This is a genomic window from Clavibacter californiensis (assembly GCF_021952865.1).
Lineage (GTDB): Bacteria > Actinomycetota > Actinomycetes > Actinomycetales > Microbacteriaceae > Clavibacter > Clavibacter californiensis.
Genome location: NZ_CP040792.1, coordinates 93,975 through 114,102 on the forward strand (window position 1 = coordinate 93,975; position 20,128 = coordinate 114,102).

Annotated in this window: 19 protein-coding genes; 10 read left to right on the forward strand and 9 right to left on the reverse strand. The window is 71.8% G+C overall.

All coding sequences use genetic code 11. The features are described 5' to 3' along the window. The first annotated feature begins 101 nt into the window (after positions 1–101). Positions 102–1,091, forward strand: a complete 990-nt coding sequence (locus FGD68_RS00490) for a sigma-70 family RNA polymerase sigma factor (protein WP_237609645.1) — start codon at positions 102–104, stop codon at positions 1,089–1,091. A 55-nt stretch (positions 1,092–1,146) separates the two neighbouring features. Here the strand turns inward: FGD68_RS00490 and FGD68_RS00495 are convergent, their stop codons facing one another. Then, complete coding sequence (locus FGD68_RS00495; protein ID WP_104235951.1) at positions 1,147–1,725, reverse strand: ANTAR domain-containing protein; 579 nt, start codon at positions 1,723–1,725, stop codon at positions 1,147–1,149. 205 nt (positions 1,726–1,930) lie between these two features. Next, on the reverse strand, positions 1,931–2,755 hold the full coding sequence (locus FGD68_RS00500; RefSeq protein ID WP_147361805.1) for a hypothetical protein: 825 nt from the start codon (positions 2,753–2,755) through the stop codon (positions 1,931–1,933). Positions 2,756–2,872: 117 nt separating this feature from the next. Here FGD68_RS00500 and FGD68_RS00505 point away from each other — a divergent pair, with 117 nt between their 5' ends. Further along, the gene (locus FGD68_RS00505; RefSeq protein WP_012039344.1) at positions 2,873–3,055 is read left to right on the forward strand and encodes a PspC domain-containing protein; all 183 of its coding nucleotides are present in this window, start codon (positions 2,873–2,875) and stop codon (positions 3,053–3,055) included. Between the two features lie 87 nt (positions 3,056–3,142). Next, positions 3,143–5,011: an amidase family protein gene (locus FGD68_RS00510; RefSeq protein WP_237609646.1), complete on the forward strand. Its 1,869-nt coding sequence runs from the start codon at positions 3,143–3,145 to the stop codon at positions 5,009–5,011. 82 nt (positions 5,012–5,093) lie between these two features. On the opposite strand, the gene FGD68_RS00515 is transcribed toward FGD68_RS00510, so the two are convergent. Beyond that, complete coding sequence (locus tag FGD68_RS00515) at positions 5,094–6,092, reverse strand: acid phosphatase (protein WP_119373621.1); 999 nt, start codon at positions 6,090–6,092, stop codon at positions 5,094–5,096. A gap of 350 nt (positions 6,093–6,442) precedes the next feature. Continuing rightward, on the reverse strand, positions 6,443–7,825 hold the full coding sequence (locus tag FGD68_RS00520; protein ID WP_119373619.1) for a serine hydrolase domain-containing protein: 1,383 nt from the start codon (positions 7,823–7,825) through the stop codon (positions 6,443–6,445). Between the two features lie 330 nt (positions 7,826–8,155). Here FGD68_RS00520 and FGD68_RS00525 point away from each other — a divergent pair, with 330 nt between their 5' ends. Continuing rightward, entirely contained in the window at positions 8,156–8,563 is a 408-nt protein-coding gene (locus tag FGD68_RS00525; RefSeq protein ID WP_237609647.1) for a hypothetical protein, read from the forward strand. An 81-nt stretch (positions 8,564–8,644) separates the two neighbouring features. Here the strand turns inward: FGD68_RS00525 and FGD68_RS00530 are convergent, their stop codons facing one another. From FGD68_RS00530 to FGD68_RS00540, 3 genes are all read right to left on the reverse strand, one after another. Then, positions 8,645–9,253: a nitroreductase family protein gene (locus FGD68_RS00530; RefSeq protein ID WP_119373746.1), complete on the reverse strand. Its 609-nt coding sequence runs from the start codon at positions 9,251–9,253 to the stop codon at positions 8,645–8,647. A gap of 117 nt (positions 9,254–9,370) precedes the next feature. Further along, complete coding sequence (locus FGD68_RS00535; RefSeq protein ID WP_237609648.1) at positions 9,371–10,516, reverse strand: Gfo/Idh/MocA family protein; 1,146 nt, start codon at positions 10,514–10,516, stop codon at positions 9,371–9,373. After that, positions 10,513–11,244 carry a ThuA domain-containing protein gene (locus FGD68_RS00540; protein WP_119373860.1) on the reverse strand — a complete coding sequence of 244 codons (732 nt, stop codon included), beginning with the start codon at positions 11,242–11,244 and terminating at the stop codon, positions 10,513–10,515. Before FGD68_RS00540 ends, FGD68_RS00535 begins: the two co-directional genes overlap by 4 nt. 176 nt (positions 11,245–11,420) lie before the next feature. Between FGD68_RS00540 and FGD68_RS00545 the strand changes: the two genes are divergently transcribed. Continuing rightward, the gene (locus tag FGD68_RS00545; protein WP_237609649.1) at positions 11,421–12,302 is read left to right on the forward strand and encodes a sugar phosphate isomerase/epimerase family protein; all 882 of its coding nucleotides are present in this window, start codon (positions 11,421–11,423) and stop codon (positions 12,300–12,302) included. A gap of 58 nt (positions 12,303–12,360) precedes the next feature. Here the strand turns inward: FGD68_RS00545 and FGD68_RS00550 are convergent, their stop codons facing one another. After that, the gene (locus FGD68_RS00550; RefSeq protein ID WP_119373581.1) at positions 12,361–14,259 is read right to left on the reverse strand and encodes an ABC transporter ATP-binding protein; all 1,899 of its coding nucleotides are present in this window, start codon (positions 14,257–14,259) and stop codon (positions 12,361–12,363) included. Between the two features lie 352 nt (positions 14,260–14,611). On the opposite strand from FGD68_RS00550, the gene FGD68_RS00555 reads away from it, so the two are divergent. Then, the gene (locus tag FGD68_RS00555; protein ID WP_237609650.1) at positions 14,612–15,436 is read left to right on the forward strand and encodes a ferritin-like domain-containing protein; all 825 of its coding nucleotides are present in this window, start codon (positions 14,612–14,614) and stop codon (positions 15,434–15,436) included. 114 nt (positions 15,437–15,550) lie between these two features. Here the strand turns inward: FGD68_RS00555 and FGD68_RS00560 are convergent, their stop codons facing one another. Beyond that, positions 15,551–15,829, reverse strand: a complete 279-nt coding sequence (locus FGD68_RS00560; RefSeq protein ID WP_119373176.1) for a GlsB/YeaQ/YmgE family stress response membrane protein — start codon at positions 15,827–15,829, stop codon at positions 15,551–15,553. Between the two features lie 124 nt (positions 15,830–15,953). On the opposite strand from FGD68_RS00560, the gene FGD68_RS00565 reads away from it, so the two are divergent. The 4 genes from FGD68_RS00565 to FGD68_RS00580 all read left to right on the forward strand — a co-directional run bounded on the left by FGD68_RS00565 (position 15,954) and on the right by FGD68_RS00580 (position 20,058). Further along, positions 15,954–16,622, forward strand: coding sequence for a response regulator transcription factor (locus FGD68_RS00565; protein WP_119373175.1), 669 nt, complete (start codon positions 15,954–15,956; stop codon positions 16,620–16,622). A gap of 191 nt (positions 16,623–16,813) precedes the next feature. Continuing rightward, positions 16,814–17,311, forward strand: a complete 498-nt coding sequence (locus FGD68_RS00570) for an ImmA/IrrE family metallo-endopeptidase (RefSeq protein WP_119373174.1) — start codon at positions 16,814–16,816, stop codon at positions 17,309–17,311. Positions 17,312–17,877: 566 nt separating this feature from the next. Then, entirely contained in the window at positions 17,878–18,942 is a 1,065-nt protein-coding gene (locus FGD68_RS00575) for a S66 family peptidase (RefSeq protein WP_119373173.1), read from the forward strand. A 573-nt stretch (positions 18,943–19,515) separates the two neighbouring features. Beyond that, positions 19,516–20,058 (forward strand): hypothetical protein, encoded by a 543-nt coding sequence (locus tag FGD68_RS00580; protein WP_147361669.1) that lies wholly within the window; start codon positions 19,516–19,518, stop codon positions 20,056–20,058. Positions 20,059–20,128: the final 70 nt, after the last annotated feature.

Sequence of the window (20,128 nt, forward strand, 5' to 3'; positions counted from 1 at the left end):
GAGAAGTGATCGGAGGACCTAGGCACCCTCGAGGAGCAGTGCTTCCCTGGAGGAGCGGTCAAGCAGCGTGCCGCATCCGACACGAGTCCGGAAGGTCCTCAGTGACCGCAACGCCGCGCACGCGCGCCCTCGCCGCCGCCCCGACCGCCACGTGCGGATCCTCCACCCGCGGATCCGCCGCGACGCTCCCGCGGGCGACCCCGCTCCCACGCCCGACGCCGCTCGCGCCCGACCTCACGGCGGCGCGCGCCGAGAAGCGCCGGCTGACGCACGACCGTTTTGTGCGCGCGGCCGCCGCGGCAGAGGATCCGGCGGGCGACGCCGAGCGCCGCCGCCTGCACGACCAGATCGTGCTCGACCACCTCGAGCTCGCCGATCAGCTCGCCCGCCAGCACTCCGGCCGCGCGCACGACTGGAGCGACCTCCGCCAGGTCGGCTACCTCGGCCTCGTGAAGGCCGCGCGCCGCTACGACCCGGGCTTCGGCGCGCCGTTCGTGTCGTTCGCGATCCCCACCATCTCCGGCGAGATCAAGCGCCACCTCCGCGACAACGGGTGGGTGGTCCGCCCACCCCGGCAGGTGCAGGAGCTGCGGCACGCGCTGCTCGCGGTCGTGCCCGCGCTCACGCAGCGCCTCGGCCGCGCACCCACCGACGCCGAGCTCGCGGCGCACACCGGGCACCCGCGCGAGGAGGTCGCCGAGGCGCTCGCCGCCCACTCCAGCCTCCGACCCGCGTCGCTCGACTTCACGGTGCACGAGGACGAGGGCATCTCCCTCGCGGACACCATCGGCGCCGACGACCCCGGCTACGCGCGCGCCGAGCGCACGGTGCTGCTGGACGCGGCGCGCGGCGTGCTCAGCGATCGCGACCGGCGGATCCTGCACCTGCGCTTCGTCGACGAGTGCAGCCAGAGCGAGATCGCGGCCGAGCTCGGGGTGACGCAGATGCAGGTGTCGCGGCTGCTCGCGCGGATCCTCGGGCAGTTGCGCGCGGAGCTGACCCGCGGCGAGGCGGAGGCCCTGCCCGAGGTGGCGCAGCTGGCCGCCGTGTCGCCGATCCGCCCGAGCGAGGCCGACCGCCGCACGGCCTGAGGCGGGCGCCGCCGGGCGACCGGACGGACGACCGGGCGGACGCCGGCGGATCCGCTCAGGCCTTCGGCAGCGCGCCCGTCTGCACGACCTGGCGCGCGACGTCCACGAGCTTCACGTTGCCGTCCTGCGAGTGGCGGCGGAGCACCCGGAACGCCCGGTCGGCGTCGAGCGAGAAGCGCTCCATCAGGATCCCCTGCGCCTGCCCGATGACGGATCGCGATGCGAGACCCCGTGCGAGGTCGTCCGCCGTGTCCCAGGCGGCGAGCGCGATGCGCGCGTGCACGGCGACCTCCTCGGCCACGGCGCGGTCGGCCGTGCCGAGCGCGCCGGTCGCGCGGTGCAGCGCGACGGCGCCGCCCGCATCCGGGCGAGCGTCGGCGGCGGCGTCCAGCGCGACGAGCAGCAGCTGGGAGCCGAGGGGCGGCACGGGCCCGGCGAGGAGCGCCCCGAGGACGGCGCCGCTCTCCCCCGTGACCGCGACGCCGGACGCGCGCGGCAGCATCACGGCGGCGCCCGTCGCGGACGACGCGTCGAGGAGCGCGGCGAGCAGCAGCTCGACGCCGGCGGCGCGGCTCGGGGCGGCGTGGAACGCGGCGACGACGCGAACGGGCAGGGCCGAGCGGTGCTGCTCCATCCGACCCCTCCGCGTGATGGGACGACGGCGGCTCCTCGGGCCACGCACGGCCCTCACCCGCAGCGTCGCGGGGAGACGCCGAGCCCCGGCTCGACCTTTCGAGTATTGCACCATGGGTTTGGGCCCAAAGCATCGGGGGCGAGAACTCTCGGGGAGCCGTTCGCGGGCGGCGCGGGCCGTGGCGGGTCGCCGCGGGCCCGCCGCGTCAGGCCGCGACGGTCGTGCTGCGCCAGGCGAGCGAGTCGCCGCCGACCTGCCACACGAGCGTGACCGCATCCGGCGTCTCGTCGTCGTCGGTCCAGGCCGAGGTGTCGAGCTCGAGCAGGCGGCCGGATCCCGCGGCGGCGAGCGCGACGGGCACCTCGCCGCCGTCGATCCACGCCCACGCCGTGTCCGGGTAGCCGATGAGCCCGCCGTCCTCCGTGCCGTCCTCCGGGGCGGCGAACGCGACCGACATCGGGCGCGCGGTGTCGACCGCGGGCGCTGGGTCGACGGACTCCTCGGGCCCGGCCGCCGGGTTCTGCCACTCGTAGGGCGTCGCGCCGGTCGGGGGCACGACGTGGTCGTCGAGCAGGAGCCCCTGGTCGGTCTCGCGCACGATCCAGGCATCGGCGAGGTCGCCGTCCACCGCGGACACCAGCGTGAACGCGCCCTCGGGCCCCTCCGCCGAGACGGGATCGACGGCGCGCAGCCGCTCCGCCTCCTCGGGCGAGACGGTCCCGGCCCGGCCGAAGTAGGAGACGTACGACTCCCGGGATCCCGCCGAGGCCTGCGCCTCGGGCGTGAGCATGGCCCACGCGGCGTCGACGTCGCCCGCCGCGACGGCGTCGAGGTACCCGGCCACGAGGGCGGTCTCGGCGGTGGCGGTCTCGGCGGTGCCGCCCTCGGCGGCGGACCCCGAGGCGGCCGAGGTCGCGACGGACGAGGGCACCGGCAGCGGGACGGGCGCGACCTCCTCCGGGCTCGAGCACGACGTCAGGACGACCGCGGACGAGGCGATCAGGACCAGGGGCAGGGTTCGGATCCTCATGCTTCGACGCTAATTCCGGTAAGCGAGGGAATCCAGTCATTCGCACGGGCTGCCCAGCCGCGGATCGCAGGGGCGCCCGTCTGGCGGCGACGCAGCCGCCCCTGCCATGCTCGATGCATGGCCTCCCTCACCCGTCCCCGTCGCGGCAAGATCATCGCCGGCGTCTGCGCCGCCCTCGCCGACCGCTTCGGCATCAGCCGCTTCCTCGTCCGCCTGCTGTTCGTGCTCTCGATCGTGCTGCCGGGCCCGCAGGTGCTGCTGTACCTGATCCTCTGGATCGTCTTCCCCAAGCAGCGCTGACCCGGGATCGTCCCGCGGCCGAAACGCCCCGGCAACACCTGATTCCCAGACTGGGGAGACACATCTCCCCCGCCTGGATGGATCCGCATGCCCGCTCGTCGCCGCGCCCGTGCCCGGATCCACGCAGGCGGTCGCTCCCTCGCCGCGGCGGCGCTCGCGGTCGGCCTGGCGGCGGGCGGCGGGATCGCGGCGGACCCGGCCCGAGCATCCGCCGACGCCGGGACCCCGTCCGCGTCGCCCGCGGCGAGCACCCCCGCCGTCGTCGACCTGGGCGTCGCCGACGCGGTCGCGCTCCTGGACGCCGGATCCACCACCTCCGTCGTGCTGACCCGCGCCTACCTCGCGCGCATCGCCGCGTACGACGACCGGGACGCCGCCGGGCCGGGCCTCCAGGCGGTCATCACCACGAACCCGGACGCGCTCGCGACCGCCGCCACGCTCGACGCGGAGCGCGCTGCCGGCACGATCCGCGGGCCGCTGCACGGCGTCCCGATCGTCGTGAAGGACAACCACGCCACGGCCGACATGCCCACCACCGTCGGCAGCGCGGCGCTCCGCGACTACCGCACGGCGGCTGACTCCACCGCGGTCGCGCGGCTGCGGGCGGCCGGAGCGATCATCCTCGCGAAGACGAACATGTCCGAGTTCGCGTGGCACGGCACGTACACGCTGAGCTCCGCGCGCGGCCGCACGGCGAACCCGTACGAGCGGTCGTGGAGCGCGAGCGGATCCAGCGGGGGCACGGCGGCGGCGGTCGCGGCCGCGTACGCGCCGGCGGGCCTCGGCACGGACTCGTGCGGATCCATCCTGGGGCCGGCCGCGCACCAGTCGCTCGTGGGCTTCCGGCCGACGATGGGCCTCACGAGCACGGCCGGCATCGTGCCGCTGTCGCCACGGCAGGACGTGTCCGGCCCGATGACCACGACGGTCGCCGACGCCGCGCTGATCACGGAGGTGCTCGCGGGGCGCGACCCGGCGGATCCGCTCACGGAGATCGCCGACCAGCAGGACACCGACGCGTACGTCTCCGGGCTGTCGACCGCGGCGCTCGCCGGGAAGCGGATCGGCTGGGTGCGCTGGGACATCCCGGAGGATCCCGAGAAGCCGGGCCTCGCCGAGACGACCGCGCTCATGGAGCAGGCAGTGCGCGATCTCGAAGCCCAGGGCGCCGAGGTCGTCGAGGTGCCGCTGACGCAGGAGTTCGTGGAGCAGACGCTGCGGAGCGGCGGGTGGCGCGACATGCGCCCGGCGATCGACCGGTTCCTCCGCGAGACGCCCGCCACCTGGTCGACGCGCGTGGCGGCGCGCACCGCACCCGCCGACGTGCTCTCCTTCGCCGACGTGATGGCCGACCGGCCGAGCGCGCTCACCGACAGCGACATCGCCTACTTCCTCGGCCACGAGGACGTCCCGAACCCCGACTACGACCGGTCGATCGCGGAGCAGGACGCGGGGAAGACGGCGATGGACGCGTTCTTCGTCGAGCAGGGCATCGACGCGCTCGCGATGCCGACGAGCGCCACCAGCGCGACGCCGACCTGGGCGGGCACCACGTTCTGCGACGTCGGCGCGAACACCGGGATCCCGACGATCTCCGTCCCCGCCGGCTTCACCTCGGCGGGCGCTCCCGTCGGCCTCGAGCTCGCCGCGCCCCGCAGCCACGACGGCGACCTGCTCGCGATGGCCTACGCGTACGAGCAGGCGACCGGGCACCGGGTCCCGCCGGGGACGACGCCGGAGCTGGCCGCGGATGTGGAGCCGAGGCCCGCGGCAGCGGAGGCCCCGGCCGCCGCGCCCGCCGACCCCGCTCCGCAGGCGCTCGGCGCGGTCCGCACGGCCGGCATCGGGGTGAACACCCTCGCCGAGAACCTCGCCATCGCCGCGGGACTCGCCGTCGTGGGCGTGATCGTGGTCGCCGCGGGACTCCTGCGCCGCCGACGTCGCGTGCCGGCCTGAGCCTCGCGGGCGCCCGCGTGACGCCGAGAGGGGCGGGCGGCCATCGGCCACCCGCCCCTCTCTCGCGAGGAATCGGATCCGGTCAGCGCTTCCCGGTCTTCACCAGCGACACCGTGCCGTCGGCCGTCACGACCACCTTCGCGGCCATGGCGGCCGGGAGGTCGATGCGCTGCCAGCTGCCCTCGGTGCCCTCGTCGAGCGGCTCGCCCGAGTCGATCGCGGTGAGCGCGAGCACCTGGCGGCGCTGCTCGGGCGTGAGGTCGGGGTGGCTCGTGATCAGGAGCGACTCGGCGCCCGTGGGGACCGTGATCGGCTGGCCCGTGTCGCCGACGCGCGGGAAGTCGTAGCTCATGCGCTGCTCGTAGACCTCGAGCGCCTGCGTGGTGGTCAGGTACGCCTTGTCCTTCGCGATGCAGACCGCGAGCGTCGCGCCGCACTTGGCCTCGAGCACGGTGCGCAGCTCGGTGGACGCCTGCTCGAACAGCGTGCGGAACTCGGGGTCGGACCAGCGGCGCTCGACGATCTTCTGGCCCATCATGCGGCCCGCCATCACGTCGAGCGGGTAGTGCGCGCCCATGATGATGCGGTTGTTGCCGGCGTCGGAGGCGCGGGCGAGGATCTGCGGGGCGAGCTCCGGCAGCATCGTCGCGAGCGCCGTGCCCTGCCAGAACGCCTGCGAGGTGTGGCCGCTCGGGTACGAGCCGTCCTTCCCTGCCCACGCGTTGCCGTTCGGCTTGTCGCGGTGCTTGAGCTTCAGCGGGAACGCGACGTAGGGCCGCGGGTTGGCGAAGTACGTCTTCACCGGGTTGGTGGAGGAGTACTTGCCGACGAGGCCGCCGTTCTTGGCGAGCAGCGCGTCCGTCTTCGGGAGCTGGCCCGCCTCGCGCGCCGTGCGGTAGATCTCGCCGAGGTTCTTGCCGAGGCCGTCCGACATCGTGATGGACATGTCGGCGTACTGGTCGATGATCGCCCGGGCCGACTGCGCCTTCGTGGCGGCCTGGTTGATCCTGATGGTCTTCGTGTCGTTGAGCTTCATGATGTCGGGCCGGTTCGCCTTCAGCGAGGTGAACTGGTCGAGCATCGGCACGAAGTCGTAGGTGCTGTTCGACGGGTACGGAGCGTCGAGCGCGGCCTGGTCGAAGGGCGCGATGGCCGGGGCACTGGTGGACGCGGTGGATGCGTCGGCGGCGGTCGCGGCGGTGACGCCGGTGCCGGTGAGCAGCAGGCCGAGGATCGCGGTGGACGACAGCAGCGTCGCGATACGGGCGCGGGGACGCCGGAACGGGGTGGGGATGATCGTGCCTCTCGTCGGGAGCGGGCGGCCGTGCGGCCTCCGGCACCGTACGGATCACGCGTGACGCGGACCCTTCCGGGAGGTGGAGCGGAGGTGGCCGGGCGGTTCGCGCCCGGCCGCCTGCTCGCGGGACGGCCTCAGGCGCGCGACCGCGGCACCATCACCCGGGTCCAGGGCTCCAGCGTCATGCCGCCGCCCGCGCGGATCCGGTCGACGGAGCCGTCCGGCGCCCGGTCGACCGTGACCTCCTCGCCGACGGATCCGAAGCCGTCGCCCTCGACGATGCGCGCCGAGGAGTCGCCCGTGCGCTCGAGCACGTCCACGGACTCGAGCGGGTGCTCCGCGGTCGGGTCGATGCGGAGGAAGCGGTCGCCGATCACCTGGAGGTCCTGCAGGCCCCAGACGTTCGCGAAGCGGCCGGCGAAGGGCGCGTCGACCGCGGCGCGCTCCTCCTCGGTGGCGGCGGAGTCGGCGAGCAGCAGCTCGAGGATGCCCGTGCTGAGCGCGCTCGCGGGGCCGTCGATCGCGTTCGTGAGGACGGTGACGGCCCAGCCGCTCGCGGGATCCACCGCCGTGCGCGTGATGTGGCCGGGGTACCCGCCCGAGTGGCCGACGACCGTGGCCTCGTGGGCGCCGGATCCGACACGCTCGATGATCAGGCCGTAGCCGTAGCGGCGGGTGCCGGCCGGATCCGTGCTGGAGGAGTACCGCGGCCGCTGCTGGACGCGCTTCGACGCGGCCGAGATGAGCCGCTCGTCGTCGGGCAGCACGAGCGCGGAGAAGAAGGTGACGAGCTCGGACGCGGTGCTCGTGACCCCGGTGGCCGCGGCCATGGCGCGCGTGTCGACGTGCGGGAGGACGGTGCGCTCGCGCGACGTGCGGAGCGAGGTGGACGCGGCCGCGTACTCGTCCGCGCGCTCCGGGACGTACTCGGCGGTGGTGTCGCGGAGGCCGAGCGGTGCGGCGATCCGCTCGGCGAGGTAGTCCGCGAACGACAGGCCGGACGCCGCCTCGATCACGAGGCCGAGCAGCGAGTACCCGATGTTCGAGTAGTTGAACGCGGTGTCGGGGGCGACCTTCGCGATGCCGGGCGAGGTCGCGATGGCGATCAGGTGCGCGCGGTCGGGGAACGGGCCGGAGTGCTGCCAGTGGTCGCCGTCGAACCCGTCGCGGAGGACGCCCGCGCCGTGCTCGAGGAGGGCGGCGATCGTGACGTCGGCGAGCTCGGATCCCGCCTCCGCCAGCTCGGGCACGTGCTGGCCGAGCGTGTCGTCGAGGCGGAGGGCGCCCTGCTCGGCGAGCTGGAGGACGGCAGCGGCGGCGAACGACTTGGAGTGCGACGCGACCCGGAAGAGGTGCGCGGGGGTCAGCGGCGCGTCGGTGGTGGGATCCGCGACGCCGAACGCCTCGGACAGCACGACCTCGCCGTGCCGGGCGATGGCGACCTGCGCGCCGGGGACGCGGGTCTGCCAGACGCGGTGGTCGAGCCAGGTGCGGACGTAGTCGAGGATCTCGGTCATGGGGGTGCTCCGGGGATCGGGGACGGCGGGCGTGCCGGACTCTACGCGACCCGCGCTCGCCCCCGCCTGATCCGTCGAGCGAACCGCGGGGACCCGGCCGCATCCGCGGAGCGAACGTCTGGCGCTCCCCGCTGGGCGCCTCCTGGACGGGCGGGACGATCGGCGGCCCCGTCCCGTCTGCTGGGTGACGCACCACCCGACAGGAGCAGCCATGAACGACCCGACCCGCGGATCCCGTGCCGCGCAGACCGCATCCGCATCCCCCCGCCCGACCGGCGCGGTAGCCGGCGGTGCGGCGGCCGTCGGCGCCGACGTCCGCGGAGCCGCGCGATGAGCGCCCGCGCTGCCGGCCCCGTCCTCCGCCGCCGCCCGCGGGCCACGCGCGCCGCCGCCGTCACCGGCCTCGTCGTGGTGATCGTGGTCGTGGTCGTCGCGCTGCTGCCCGTGCTCGGGTTCATCGGCGCGGCCGACGCGGCCACCGCCGGCCAGCTCGACGTGCCCGTGACGCTCATCGCGCTCGGCGTGGGCGTGTCGCTGGTGGTCGCGGTCGTGATGCTCGGGATCGCCGCCCGCACCCGGGACGGCCGCGTCGCCTGGGTCGCCGCCGTCTCCGCCGTGGTGGCGACGCTCGTGGGATCCGCGTGGCCGCTCGTCGCCACCGTGATCGCGAGCGTCGACCAGGTGCAGGACGCGATCCCCTTCGTGCAGGACCTCATCGGGCGCGTGCTCGGGGGCTGACACCTGCTCCCCGGGTGCCGTGCCCCGGACGCACGAGCGGCCGCCGACCCGTGGGTCGGCGGCCGCTGTCGTGAGCGGCGGCTACTCGCGGACGAGCACCAGCTCGGAGAGCGGGAGGCGCGAGCGCGGCGCGGTCTCGCGCTCGGCGAGCGGGCCCTCGAGCGCGTCGGCGGGCGCGACCGTGCCGACCGCGGTGACGGTGAGCGGCTGCAGGTTCTCGGGCAGGTCGAACGCGGCGGACAGCTCGTCGAACTCGACGCCGGCCATCTGGTGCGTGTGCAGGCCCTCAGCCTGCGCCTGGACGGAGAGGTGGGCGACGGCCTGGCCGAGGTCGTACGCGGCGTAGGGGCGCTTCTCACCCTCGACCGTGGAGGTCTCGGCGATCGCGACGACGAACGCGGAGGCGTTCACGGCCCATGCGGCGTTGAAGCCGACGAGCGCGTCGACGATGGTGTCGAACGCGTGCGTGCCGCGGCGGGCGGCGATGAAGCGGCGCGGCTGGTGGTTGCTGGCGGACGGCGCCCAGCGCGCGGCCTCGAGCAGCGCGTCGAGCTGCTGGTCGGAGACGGTGGCCTCCGCGTCGAAGGAGCGCGGGCTCCAGCGGGCGTCGAGCTCGCGCACGATCGGCACGGCGGTGTCGGCGGTGCGGGCGGTGGATGCGGAGGTGGTGGCGTCCTCGGTGAGGGTCATGGCGAATCCTTCGGTCGATGTCGGGGATGCGGCACAGCGTCGGGCCTCGCGGATCACAATGCGGGACGCCGCCCGGCTATTCCTGGGTGACGCCGAGCAGCATCCCCGCCGCGCGGCCTAGCCCGCCAGCGGGTCGCGCACGTCCTCGAAGAGGCCCGACTCCGCGGAACGGCCCGCCGCCTCCATCAGCGCGAGGCTGCCGAGGTTGTCGCGGCCGCTCGTCTCGGGCGGCGGGCCGCCGAGGATCGAGAGGGCGAATGCGCGCAGGCCCGCGGCCCGGCCGATGAGCGGCAGGGTCTCGAGGTCGAGCTCGCGCTCGGAGCCGTCCGCGTCCCGGATCCCGACCCGGTCGGCCGAGACGCCCTCGCCGCGGCTCGTGAAGGTCAGCTCGCCGTCCTCGCCGGAGATGCGCCACTCGCCCGCCCACGGCGTGACCGGTCCGCGGTGCAGCCAGCTGCCGCGGTAGTCGACGATCAGGCCGCCCTCCAGCTCGATGACCATGGAGGCGACCGCGGGGTCGCGGTAGTGGCTGAACGACGGGCGGCTGGTGCGCGCGAACACGCGCACGGCCTCTCGGCCGGTGACCATGCGGATCAGGTCGAAGTGGTGGATCGCCATGTCGTTGATGATCGGCTGCGGGAACCGGTAGTGCGGGTAGTCGTCGGGCTCGTCGTTGTCCCACTGGCGGAAGTCGATCTCGATGGTCGCGACCTCGCCCAGCGCGTCGGCCGCGAGCAGCTCGCGCACGCGGCGCGGTGCCGGGTACCAGCGGTAGTTCTGGCTGACCTGCACGATGAGACCGAGCTCCTCAGCCCTGCGGACCACGGCGGCGGCCTCGGCGGTCGAGTTCGCGAACGGCTTCTCGACGATCACGTGCTTGCCCGCCTCGAGCGCCTCCAGCGCGAGCGGGGCGTGCGTGACGGCCGGAGCCGTGACGATGACGGCGTCCGCCTCCACCGCGGCGAGCGCGTCGGCGAGCGAGGCGAAGGCAGCGGATGCGGGGAGGCCGAGCAGCGCGCGGACCTTCTCGCGGGTGGGCTCGCTCGGATCCACGATCGCGGCGACCTCGATCTCGGCGACGCGGGGCACGGCGTTGCGCGCCCAGTCGCCGCCCCAGCCGCCGAGGCCGACGTGGATCACGCGGACGCGGGGGCCGGAGTGGGAGGCCGCGGGCGCGGGCGACCCGGCCGGACTGGGCGCGTGCGCCGGGCCGGGCTTCGGTGCGGCGGCCGGAGTCGCGGGCGTGTCGCTCGCGGCGCTCATCGGGCGAGGAACCAGTCGCGCCGGTGCTCGTCGGCCGTGAGGTCGGCGCGGCCGTCCCGCGGCGCGACCCAGCGGGCGGCGTTCGCGAGCACGCGGCGGATGTCGGGGTGGTGGTACACGGGGTACTCCTGATCACCCGGCGAGAAGTAGAAGACCCGGCCGCGCCCGCGGTGGTACGCGACGCCCGAGCGGAAGACCTCGCCGCCCGCGAAGGTGGAGAGGAACACCTCCTCGTCGGGGCGCGGGATGTCGAACTGCTCGCCGTACATCTCCTGCCGGTCGATGACGATCGGGTGCGGGATCCCGGCGGCGATCGGGTGCTGCGGCGCGATGGTCCAGACCAGCTCGCGCTCGCCGTCGTTCCGCCACTTGAGCGAGCACGTCGTGCCCATCAGGCGCGTGAAGACCTTCGAGTAGTGGCCGGAGTGCAGGACGACGAGGCCCATGCCGGCGTGCACGTGGCGGATCACGCGCGCGACGACCTCGTCGGACACCTCGCCGTGCGCGACGTGGCCCCACCAGTAGAGGACGTCGGTGGCGGCGAGGCGCTCCTCGGTGAGGCCGTGCTGATCCTCCTGGAGGGTCGCGGTGCCCACGCGCGCGTCGTCGCCCAGCAGCTCGCGGAGGCCGTCCGCGACGACGGCGTGGATCCCGTCCGGGTAGTGCGACAGGACGGTCGCGTCCCCCCGGCTCTCGTGCACGTTCTCGTTCCAGACGACGATGTCCATGGCGCTCCTCATCGGGCGGTGGTCGGGGTGGTCGGGCGATCGCGCGACCGGCTCGACCCGTGATCGGCCGTGACGCGGCGGATGCCCGCGCCTACGATCGTACGCATGCCCCGCGCCGACGCGGGCGACCCGGGAGGCCGCATGACCGCCAGCGACGACGACCGCGGAGCGATCCGGTGAGCGGGCCGACCGGGGCCGCCGGGCCGACCGGCGCCGACCGTCCCACCGCGTCCACCCGTCCGACCGACAAGGCCGTGCACGCGTGGTCCCTCGACGGGACGCTCGGGCGGCCGCGCGTCCCCGGGCCCGATGGATCCGGCCCGAGCACGGCAGGCGGCCGAGCAGCGGACGCGCTCAACCTCCTCGACCTGCCCGCCGAGCTCGCGCGGCGCGGCTACCGGGCCGTGCAGATCACCCACTTCCAGCTGCCGACGCGGGACGCCGGCTACCTCGCGGAGCTGCGCGCGTCGCTCGCGGCGTCGGGGATCACGCTCGACGCGTTCCTCGTCGACGACGGCGACCTCACGCACCCGACCGATGCCGACCTGCACGAGCGGTGGATCTCGGACCAGCTCGACGACGCCGAGACGCTCGGCGCGCACCACGCCCGCGTCGTCGCCGGCCGGAGCGCACCGACGCCCGAGCTGCTCGCGTCGAGCGCGCGGCGTCTGTCGCGGCTGGCCGCCGCGCACCCGGCCGTCGCGGTCGTCACCGAGAACTGGCGCGAGCTGCTGCCCGACGCGGACGCGGTGCTCGCGCTCCTGGCCGACGCCGTCGACGTGCGCCTCCTCATCGACCTCGGCAACTGGACCATGCCCCACAAGCACGAGCAGCTCGCCCGCATCGCGCCGCACGCGGTCACCTGCCATGCCAAGGCCCACCGCGACGAAGCCGGCCGCCTCGACGACGTCGACTACGCCCGCTCCCTCCGCGTGCTGCAGGACGCGGGCTACCAGGGCGCGCTCGCGATGGTCAACGAGTCGACCCGGCCCGACGGATCCGACGAGTGGGACGGCCTCGAGCAGGAGCACGACGTGGTGCGGCGGGTCTTCGGGTGACGGGAGCCCCGGTGAGCTGAGCCCCTGGTGAGCTGAGCCCGCGTGGGGCGAGCCCGGATCAGCCCAGCGCCGACTCCGCATCCGCCGCGACGGCCTTCTGCACCGCGAACTGGGTGCGGTGCAGCTCCTCGTACCGGCCGCCCGCGGCCAGCAGCTCCTCGTGCGTGCCGCGCTGGACGATCGTGCCGTCCTCGACCACGAGGATCAGGTCCGCGTGGCGGATGGTGGAGAGCCGGTGGGCGATCACCAGGGCCGTGCGCCCCTCGAGCGCCTCGCTGAGCGCGGCCTGCACCGCGGCCTCCGACGTCGAGTCGAGCGCCGCCGTCGCCTCGTCGAGGATCACGACGCGCGGCTGGGCGAGCAGGAGCCGCGCGATGGTCATGCGCTGGCGCTCGCCGCCGGAGAGCCGGTAGCCGCGCTCCCCCACCATGGTGTCGAGCTGGTCGGGCAGCGAGCGGATGAGCGGCTCGAGCCGCGCGCGTCGGACGGCGTCCCACACCTCGTCCTCGGTGGCCTCCGGCCGCGCGAGGCGCAGGTTGGACAGGATCGTCTCGTGGAAGAGGTGGCCGTCCTGGGTCACCATGCCGAGCGTGTGCCGCATGGACGCGAAGGTCACGTCGCGCACGTCGGTCTCCGCGAGCCGCACGGCACCGCTGTCGACGTCGTACAGGCGCGAGAGGAGCTGCGCGATCGTGGACTTGCCGGCGCCTGACGTGCCGACGAGCGCGACGGTCTGCCCCGGCTCGATGCGGAAGGACACGCCGTGCAGCACCTCCTCGCCGCCGCGTGTGTCGAGCGTCGAGACCTCCTCGAGCGAGGCGAGCGACACCTTGTCCGCCGACGGGTAGGCGAAGCGGACGTCGTCGAACTCGACCGCTACCGGGCCCTCGGGGACGCGGACGGAGTCGGGCTTCTCCTGGATGAGCGGCTCGAGGTCCAGCACCTCGAAGACGCGCTCGAAGCTGACGACCGCGCTCATGATCTCGACCCGCGCGTTCGCCAGGCCGGTCAGCGGCGCGTACAGGCGCGTCAGGAGCAGCGCGAGGGTGACGACCTCGCCGGTGTCGAGCTGCCCGCCGAGCGCGAGGGCGCCGCCGAGCCCGTAGACCAGCGCGAGCGCGAGGGCGGAGACGAGCATCAGCGCGGTGACGAAGACGAACTGCAGCATCGCGGTGCGGACCCCGATGTCGCGGACGCGGGCGGCACGGACGCGGAACTCCGCGGACTCCTCGTCCGGGCGGCCGAACAGCTTCACGAGGGTCGCGCCGGGTGCCGAGAAGCGCTCGGTCATCTGAGTGCTCATGGCGGAGTTGTGGTCGGCGGCCTCGCGGCGGAGCGCGGCGAGGCGACCGCCCATGCGGCGTGCGGGGATCAGGAACACGGGGAGCATGATCACCGCGAGCACGGTCACGAGCCACGACGTGCTGAGCATGACGATCAGGGTGAGGATCAGCGACACGACGTTCGTGACCACACCCGACAGCGTGCCGCTGAAGGCCTGCTGCGCGCCGATGACGTCGTTGTTGAGGCGGCTCACCAGGGCGCCGGTGCGCGTGCGGGTGAAGAACGCGATGGGCATCTTCTGGACGTGGTCGAAGACGGCGGTGCGGAGGTCGAGGATCACGCCCTCGCCGATGCGCGCCGAGAACCAGCGCGTCACGAGCGACACGGCGGCGTCGGCCACGGCCACGAGCGCGATGACGACGGCGAGCCGGACGATCGTGGCGGTCTCGCCGCGGGCGACGATGACGTCGACCACCTGGCCGGCGAGCACCGGGGTCGCCACCGCGAGGAACGCGCCGACGACGGACAGCCCGATGAAGACGAGCAGCTTCGCCCGGTACGGCACCGCGAACGTCATGATCCGCTTCACGGACTCGCGGGAGATCCCGCGCGACCCGTCGCGGGCGCTGGAGATCTTGTAGAGCGAGCTCCAGGCGACGCCTTCCATGCTCATGGTGGTTCCTCTCGTGGGCGCCCGCTCGGTGCGCGCGGGGTTCGCCGGGGCTGGGTCCTCTGCGGCGGACCGTGCATCCGCGTCCATGCACCGACCGGGACGTGGTCGTCGTGACCGGATCCGCGGACGAGCCTGGACGGATCGTCGTGCCGGTGGGCGCATGCCCATCATGAGCCACGGACGGACGCGATCGCGCCCGTCGGGCGAAGCGTCACCGGATGGCCGTCGGGCGGAGGACGGATCCGGGTCCGCCGCGCGGACCACCTCGCCGCCGCAGGATGCGCCCTGGCGACTCCCGGAGTACCTCCTGCGCCCGGCGAGGCCGGCGCATCGTCGTTCCTAGCGTGAGGGCATGACCTCGATCACGCAGACACCGACGCCCGCACGCCCCGCCGCGGCCACCGCCCGCATGGGCACCGCCGCCGACTGGATCGCACACTTCCACGCGAACGCCGACCGGCACCGGACGCCCGAGGAGCTGATCCCCGACGACGCGCCCTCGCCGATGGACGCCCGCACCCGCCGCGCCTTCGTCCGCTCGTTCCAGCGGTTCGCGCTCGGCGAGAGCGGCGACGGCGTCCACCTCCTGCGGATGGCGACCGCGGCGGGCGATCCCGCCTACACGCACGCGCTCGCGCTCCTCGTGCAGGAGGAGCAGAAGCACGCGGCGCTCTTCCTCCGCGCGCTCGACCACCTGGACGCGCCCGCCCTCCCCGCGCACTGGACGGACGCCGCCTTCACCCGGCTGCGGCACCTCATCGGGCTGCGGACGGAGATCAGCCTGTTCCTCATCGCGGAGACGGTCGCGACGGGCTACTTCCACGCCCTCGCCGACCACGCCCCGGATCCCGCGCTTCGCGCCCTCGGGCAGCGGATCGCGGACGACGAGCGGGACCACGTCCGCTTCCAGATCGACCGCCTCCGCACCGGCTTCCGCGACACCCCCGCTCCCCTGCGCGCGCTCATCGGCGCCGCCTGGACGGTCGTCGCGGCAGGCGCGGCGACGGTGATCGTGGTCGACCACCGGGCGGCGCTGCGTGCGTGCGGGGTCGCGCCGCGCGCGTACTGGCGGCGGGCGATGCACGGCTTCGGTGCCGCGGCGCGCTCGGTGCTGGTGGATCCGCGGGCGCCGCTGCTGGGGCCGACCGACGCGGCGGGCGACCCCGCCCGCGCCTGACCCGGGCAGACGGAAAGGGGCGGGCCGCCTCCTCGGCGACCCGCCCCTCGTCGTGCTCCACTACCGGCGGTCCTCAGGAGCGCGCCAGCGCGTCCAGGGTTCGCCCGGCCGTGTTCAGCGGCGAACGGACTTGCGGCCGCCGACCTTCACGTAGATGAGCAGCACGATGATCGAGCCGATGATCGAGCCGATGATGCCGGCGGGCTGGAAGAAGCCGTCCATGGCGTCGCGCTGGAACAGCAGGAACGCGAGGAACCCGCCGACGAACGAGCCGACGATGCCGAGCACGATGGTCATGAGGATCGACATGCTCTGGCGTCCGGGGATGACGGCCCGGGCGATGAAACCGGCGATGAGGCCGATGACGATGAGGCTGATGATGAGTCCGAGCATGGTGATCTCTCTTCTGTGCGAGCACGTCAGGAAGACGCGCGGTGGTGCCCGTTCGGGGCGAAGGATCCAACGTCCCACCCTGCGGGGTGTGGCGGCACACCCCTGGGGGTGGGATGGTGGATCCATGCCCGCCACCCGCACCCGCCCCGTCACGATCGCGCTCGTCGACGACTACGACGTGGTGCTGACGGGCCTCGCCCATATGTTCGACGACTACCGCGACCGCGTGCTGGTCGCCGAGATCGACGCGAACGCGGCCCTCTCCGACGACATCGACATCGTGCTCTACGACTCGTTCGCGCAGCCGGAGTCGGACCACCACGAGATCGCGGAGCTGGTGCGGAACCCGCGGGCCCGCCGCGTGGTGGTCTACACCTGGAACTTCCAGCCCGAGCTGATCGCCGACGCCCGCCGGCAGGGCGTGCAGGGCTACCTCTCCAAGGCGCTGCCGGCGCGCGAGCTCGTGGAGGCGCTCGAGCGGATCCACTCCGGCGAGGAGCTGTTCAACGACGCGCCTCTCCGGGCCGCGAGCGCGCCGTCGCTCGACTGGCCCGGCAAGCGGGAGGGGATCACGGACCGCGAGTCGGAGATCCTCGCGCTCATCACGCAGGGTAAGAGCAACCAGGAGGTCGCGGCGCTCACCTACCTCTCCCCCAACACGGTGAAGAGCTACATCCGCTCGATCTACCGCAAGATCCAGGTGCAGAGCCGCACCCAGGCGGTGATCTGGGGCGTGGGGCACGGGTTCAGCCCGGACCACCACCGGATCGACCATTGGCTGGGCGGGCCGTAGGGCGGGACGCCAGCCGCGCCTAGAGGAAGCCTCATATGGCGTACGACCTGTCGTAGGTGGGATTCTCTCCGTCAAGGTGGACGACACGTTCGAGGCGCATATCATCTACAGGATTTATCTTGTATACTGTCAAAGCAGCTTGTGGATAAATTTGTGGACAACCTGTGCATAGACGAGGGAAGGATCGAGCCTTGATTCAGCGGACGCCAGCCCAAGACGCCTATAGCACGCATAAAAAGTTTTGGGCCGACACTGGTGACGATTTGGATATCCCAATTGACCCCTTTGTGATCGCCACGTCAATGGGAATCAAGGTGTACGACGCGATACTGGGCCCCGGTCGCTCTGGGTATCTCGATCTCGACCCGTCTGGACAACCAGTCATGTTCTTAAATGAGTCACATTCACTAACTCGCAAACGTTTTACGTGTGCGCACGAAATTGGTCATTATGTGGATGCGACAAACAGGGGCGCCAAGGCGGGCACTTTTGATCGTGACGAGCGCGCATCAACAGGAACCGATCCCGACGAAGTATATGCAAACAGGTTTGCCGCCGCTTTACTTATGCCCAAGCCTGCACTCGTAAAGCAGCGAGCGCTCGGCATGAGCGCATCTGAGCTGTCCAACAGGTTCCGTGTCTCCCGCGAAGCAATGGAGTGGCGTCTAACCAATCTCGGACTGATCTAACGCGAATGAGCACCGAAATCCCTGATCAGGTAGCGGATGAAGGGGAAGGCGCCGGCAGCCCCCTCCCTCCCCCTCAGGCGGGCGAAGACGACGCCGATCCCAGACCCGACTCCTTTCCCAATCGCGTCGTGAACGCTTGGAAAATTCTCACGGGTCAGGCCATCAGCCAAAGGATCACTGCTGATCCTGACGCGCAGTTGCGACACCGTAGGCTTACGAGCGAGAATTGGTGGCGTAATATATACGCATTCGTTTTACTTATAGCAATGCTTTGGCAAATCGGTAATGCCAACGTGTTTTTTGGCCATTATGCCCGCGCTAACGATTACGACCTAGACCCCTCTGTCATGGTCGCTTTCCTTAGTGCGGTTGTGGTGGAGGTAATCGGATTAGTGCTCGTCATCACCCGATCACTGTTCCCAAGAGACATGTCGCCCCCTGCGTTACAACCGCCCCCAAAGGAGTAGTAAGGGCAGCAAACGCAGCTTAAGGGCCTTGGATCTGAGTGCGAGTCGAAGATCAACGATCACCACGTAGCCCATGCCTTGATCTGGTTGCATGAGCGCATGATCCCCTCCACCTCGTCCCGGTTCCGCAAGTCCGTGCCCAAGGCGAAGGCGGGAGACAGGGTGGCGGTGCTGAGCCCTGCGTTCGCAGCCCCCGGGATCGCGCCGGAAGTGCACGAGCAGGCGATGCGGCGGCTGCAGGAGGCGACCGGGCTGATCCCCGTCGAGTACCCGACCACCAGACGTCTCGGTGCCAGCGCCGAGGACCGCGCGGCCGACATCACGGCCGCGTTCGCCGACGACTCGATCCGCGCGATCGTCTCGACCATCGGAGGGGACGACCAGGTCACGGTGATCCCGCACGTCGACATCGAGGAGCTGGCCCGGAACCCCAAGCCGTTCCTCGGCTACAGCGACAACACGAACCTGCACAACCTGCTTGCCGGGCTCGGCATCCCGAGCTTCTACGGCGGATCCACCCAGGTGCACCTCGGCGCGGGCCCCGGCATCGACGACGTGCACCTGCGCTCGCTGCGGGCGGCGCTGATCGAGGGCGGGGAGCTGGAGATCACCGAGCCCGGGGAGTCCGAGGACTTCGGGATCGACTGGACGGATCCCCGCGCGCTCACCGAGCACGGAGAGCGCCACGCGACCGAGCCGTGGAAGTGGGCCGGGCCGGCGCGCACGGTGGAGGGGCCGACGTGGGGCGGCTGCATCGAGGTGATCGACCAGATCGCCATGGCCGGCCGCATGCCCGAGACCGCGAAGCTCGAGGGCGGGATCCTGCTGCTGGAGACGAGCGAGGAGGTGCCGTCGGCCGACAGCGTGAAGCGTTGGGTCCGCGGTCTCGGCGAGCGCGGGATCCTCGACGTCGTCGCGGGCGTGCTCGTCGCCCGGCCGGTGACCATCGTCATGGGCGCGCCGGTGCCGTCGCCCGAGGAGCGCGCGCGGCTGCGTGCCGAGCAACGCGACACCGTCATCGAGCAGATCGCCCGCTACAACCCGCGCGCTGTGGTGTGCGTGGGCGTGCCGTTCGGCCACACGCGGCCGCAGTGGATCCTGCCGCACGGCGGGACGGTGCGGCTCGACGGGGCGGCGAAGACGGTGTTCGCGGACTTCAGCTGAGGACGGGGAGGGAGCGACAACCCCCGCTCCTCACTGGCCTAGCGCCCCGACCTTTCTGTCAGGGCTCGACGCCCGATCCGCGGCACAGACGACAGTCGGAAGTTCCGTTGAACGCGCTACAGGCGTTCTGCTGCAGCGTGCCCTCGGCACGCCAGCCGGTTCCGCTGCACGTTTCGCACGCCCCGGTTCCTGCACAGGCTGAGCACTTCATTCGGCTTCCTCATCCATATGTGATTCCGGTGCTGAGGAAATGGGCCCGTCAATCTTGTCTCGCGAGCGAAAACCTCGCCTCGATTAATGATTACCTCAAGGCCGACGCGTTAGTTTCGAGATACCCACTGTCGAAAACTCAATTATCAAAACCCCTCGGCGAACGAGTCATCTGATTACGAGTACGCCGCCAGTCAGCAACGCCTTGCGTATTGGACTCGCTCACGCTTCGTGGTTTCATGCAACGGGCCCTGTGGACAAGACCCGATCTTGATCGGACCAGGCCAGTACCTTGCCCTTGTAATCGCAAACCCTCCATCCAGCGAATGACTGGTTCATGCAACGCGCACGGAAGGCGCCAACATGCACAAAACAATCGGTGTCATTGCAAACATTGCCCTTGCGATGGCTGTCACCGCAGCTGCACCAGCTGCCGCGTACGGTGCAACCGCCGCACCGAGCAGACATGCCACCCATCACTATGTCGTAGTCACGGCAGCAATGCCTAAATCAATGATTGACGCAGCATTAAAGCATGAGGCAGTAGCGCAACCGGACGAAGCGAGCCCAGTTAGCACTCGCTGGCAGGATTATAAGGACCGGCTCGTCGTCCTGCGAATCGAGGCGCAGAATAAGATTTACTTCAAGCACAACTTGAGCTACACAGCAGTTCGTGTCGCGACCCAGCAACCCGATAGCGGACAACCGGACGCCGGTGACGCATGGAAGTACCTGACCACCTTTTTGAAGGTGGATCCCGAGACAGGGGAAATTGAAGACTCAGTAGTGGTCAAAACTATAGCCGATTTCCGAAACGTAGACGGAGATCCGCAAGGGGTGGTTACTTCCTACTGTGACGGAATTGAAGGAGCATGCCCTTCCTGGGTGAATGAGACAGTGAGCTGACGCCATGTTGCCGCGGGGCATCATGCCCCGCGGCAACGCTGCCGCATCGCGCAACAAGCGGCATCGAATC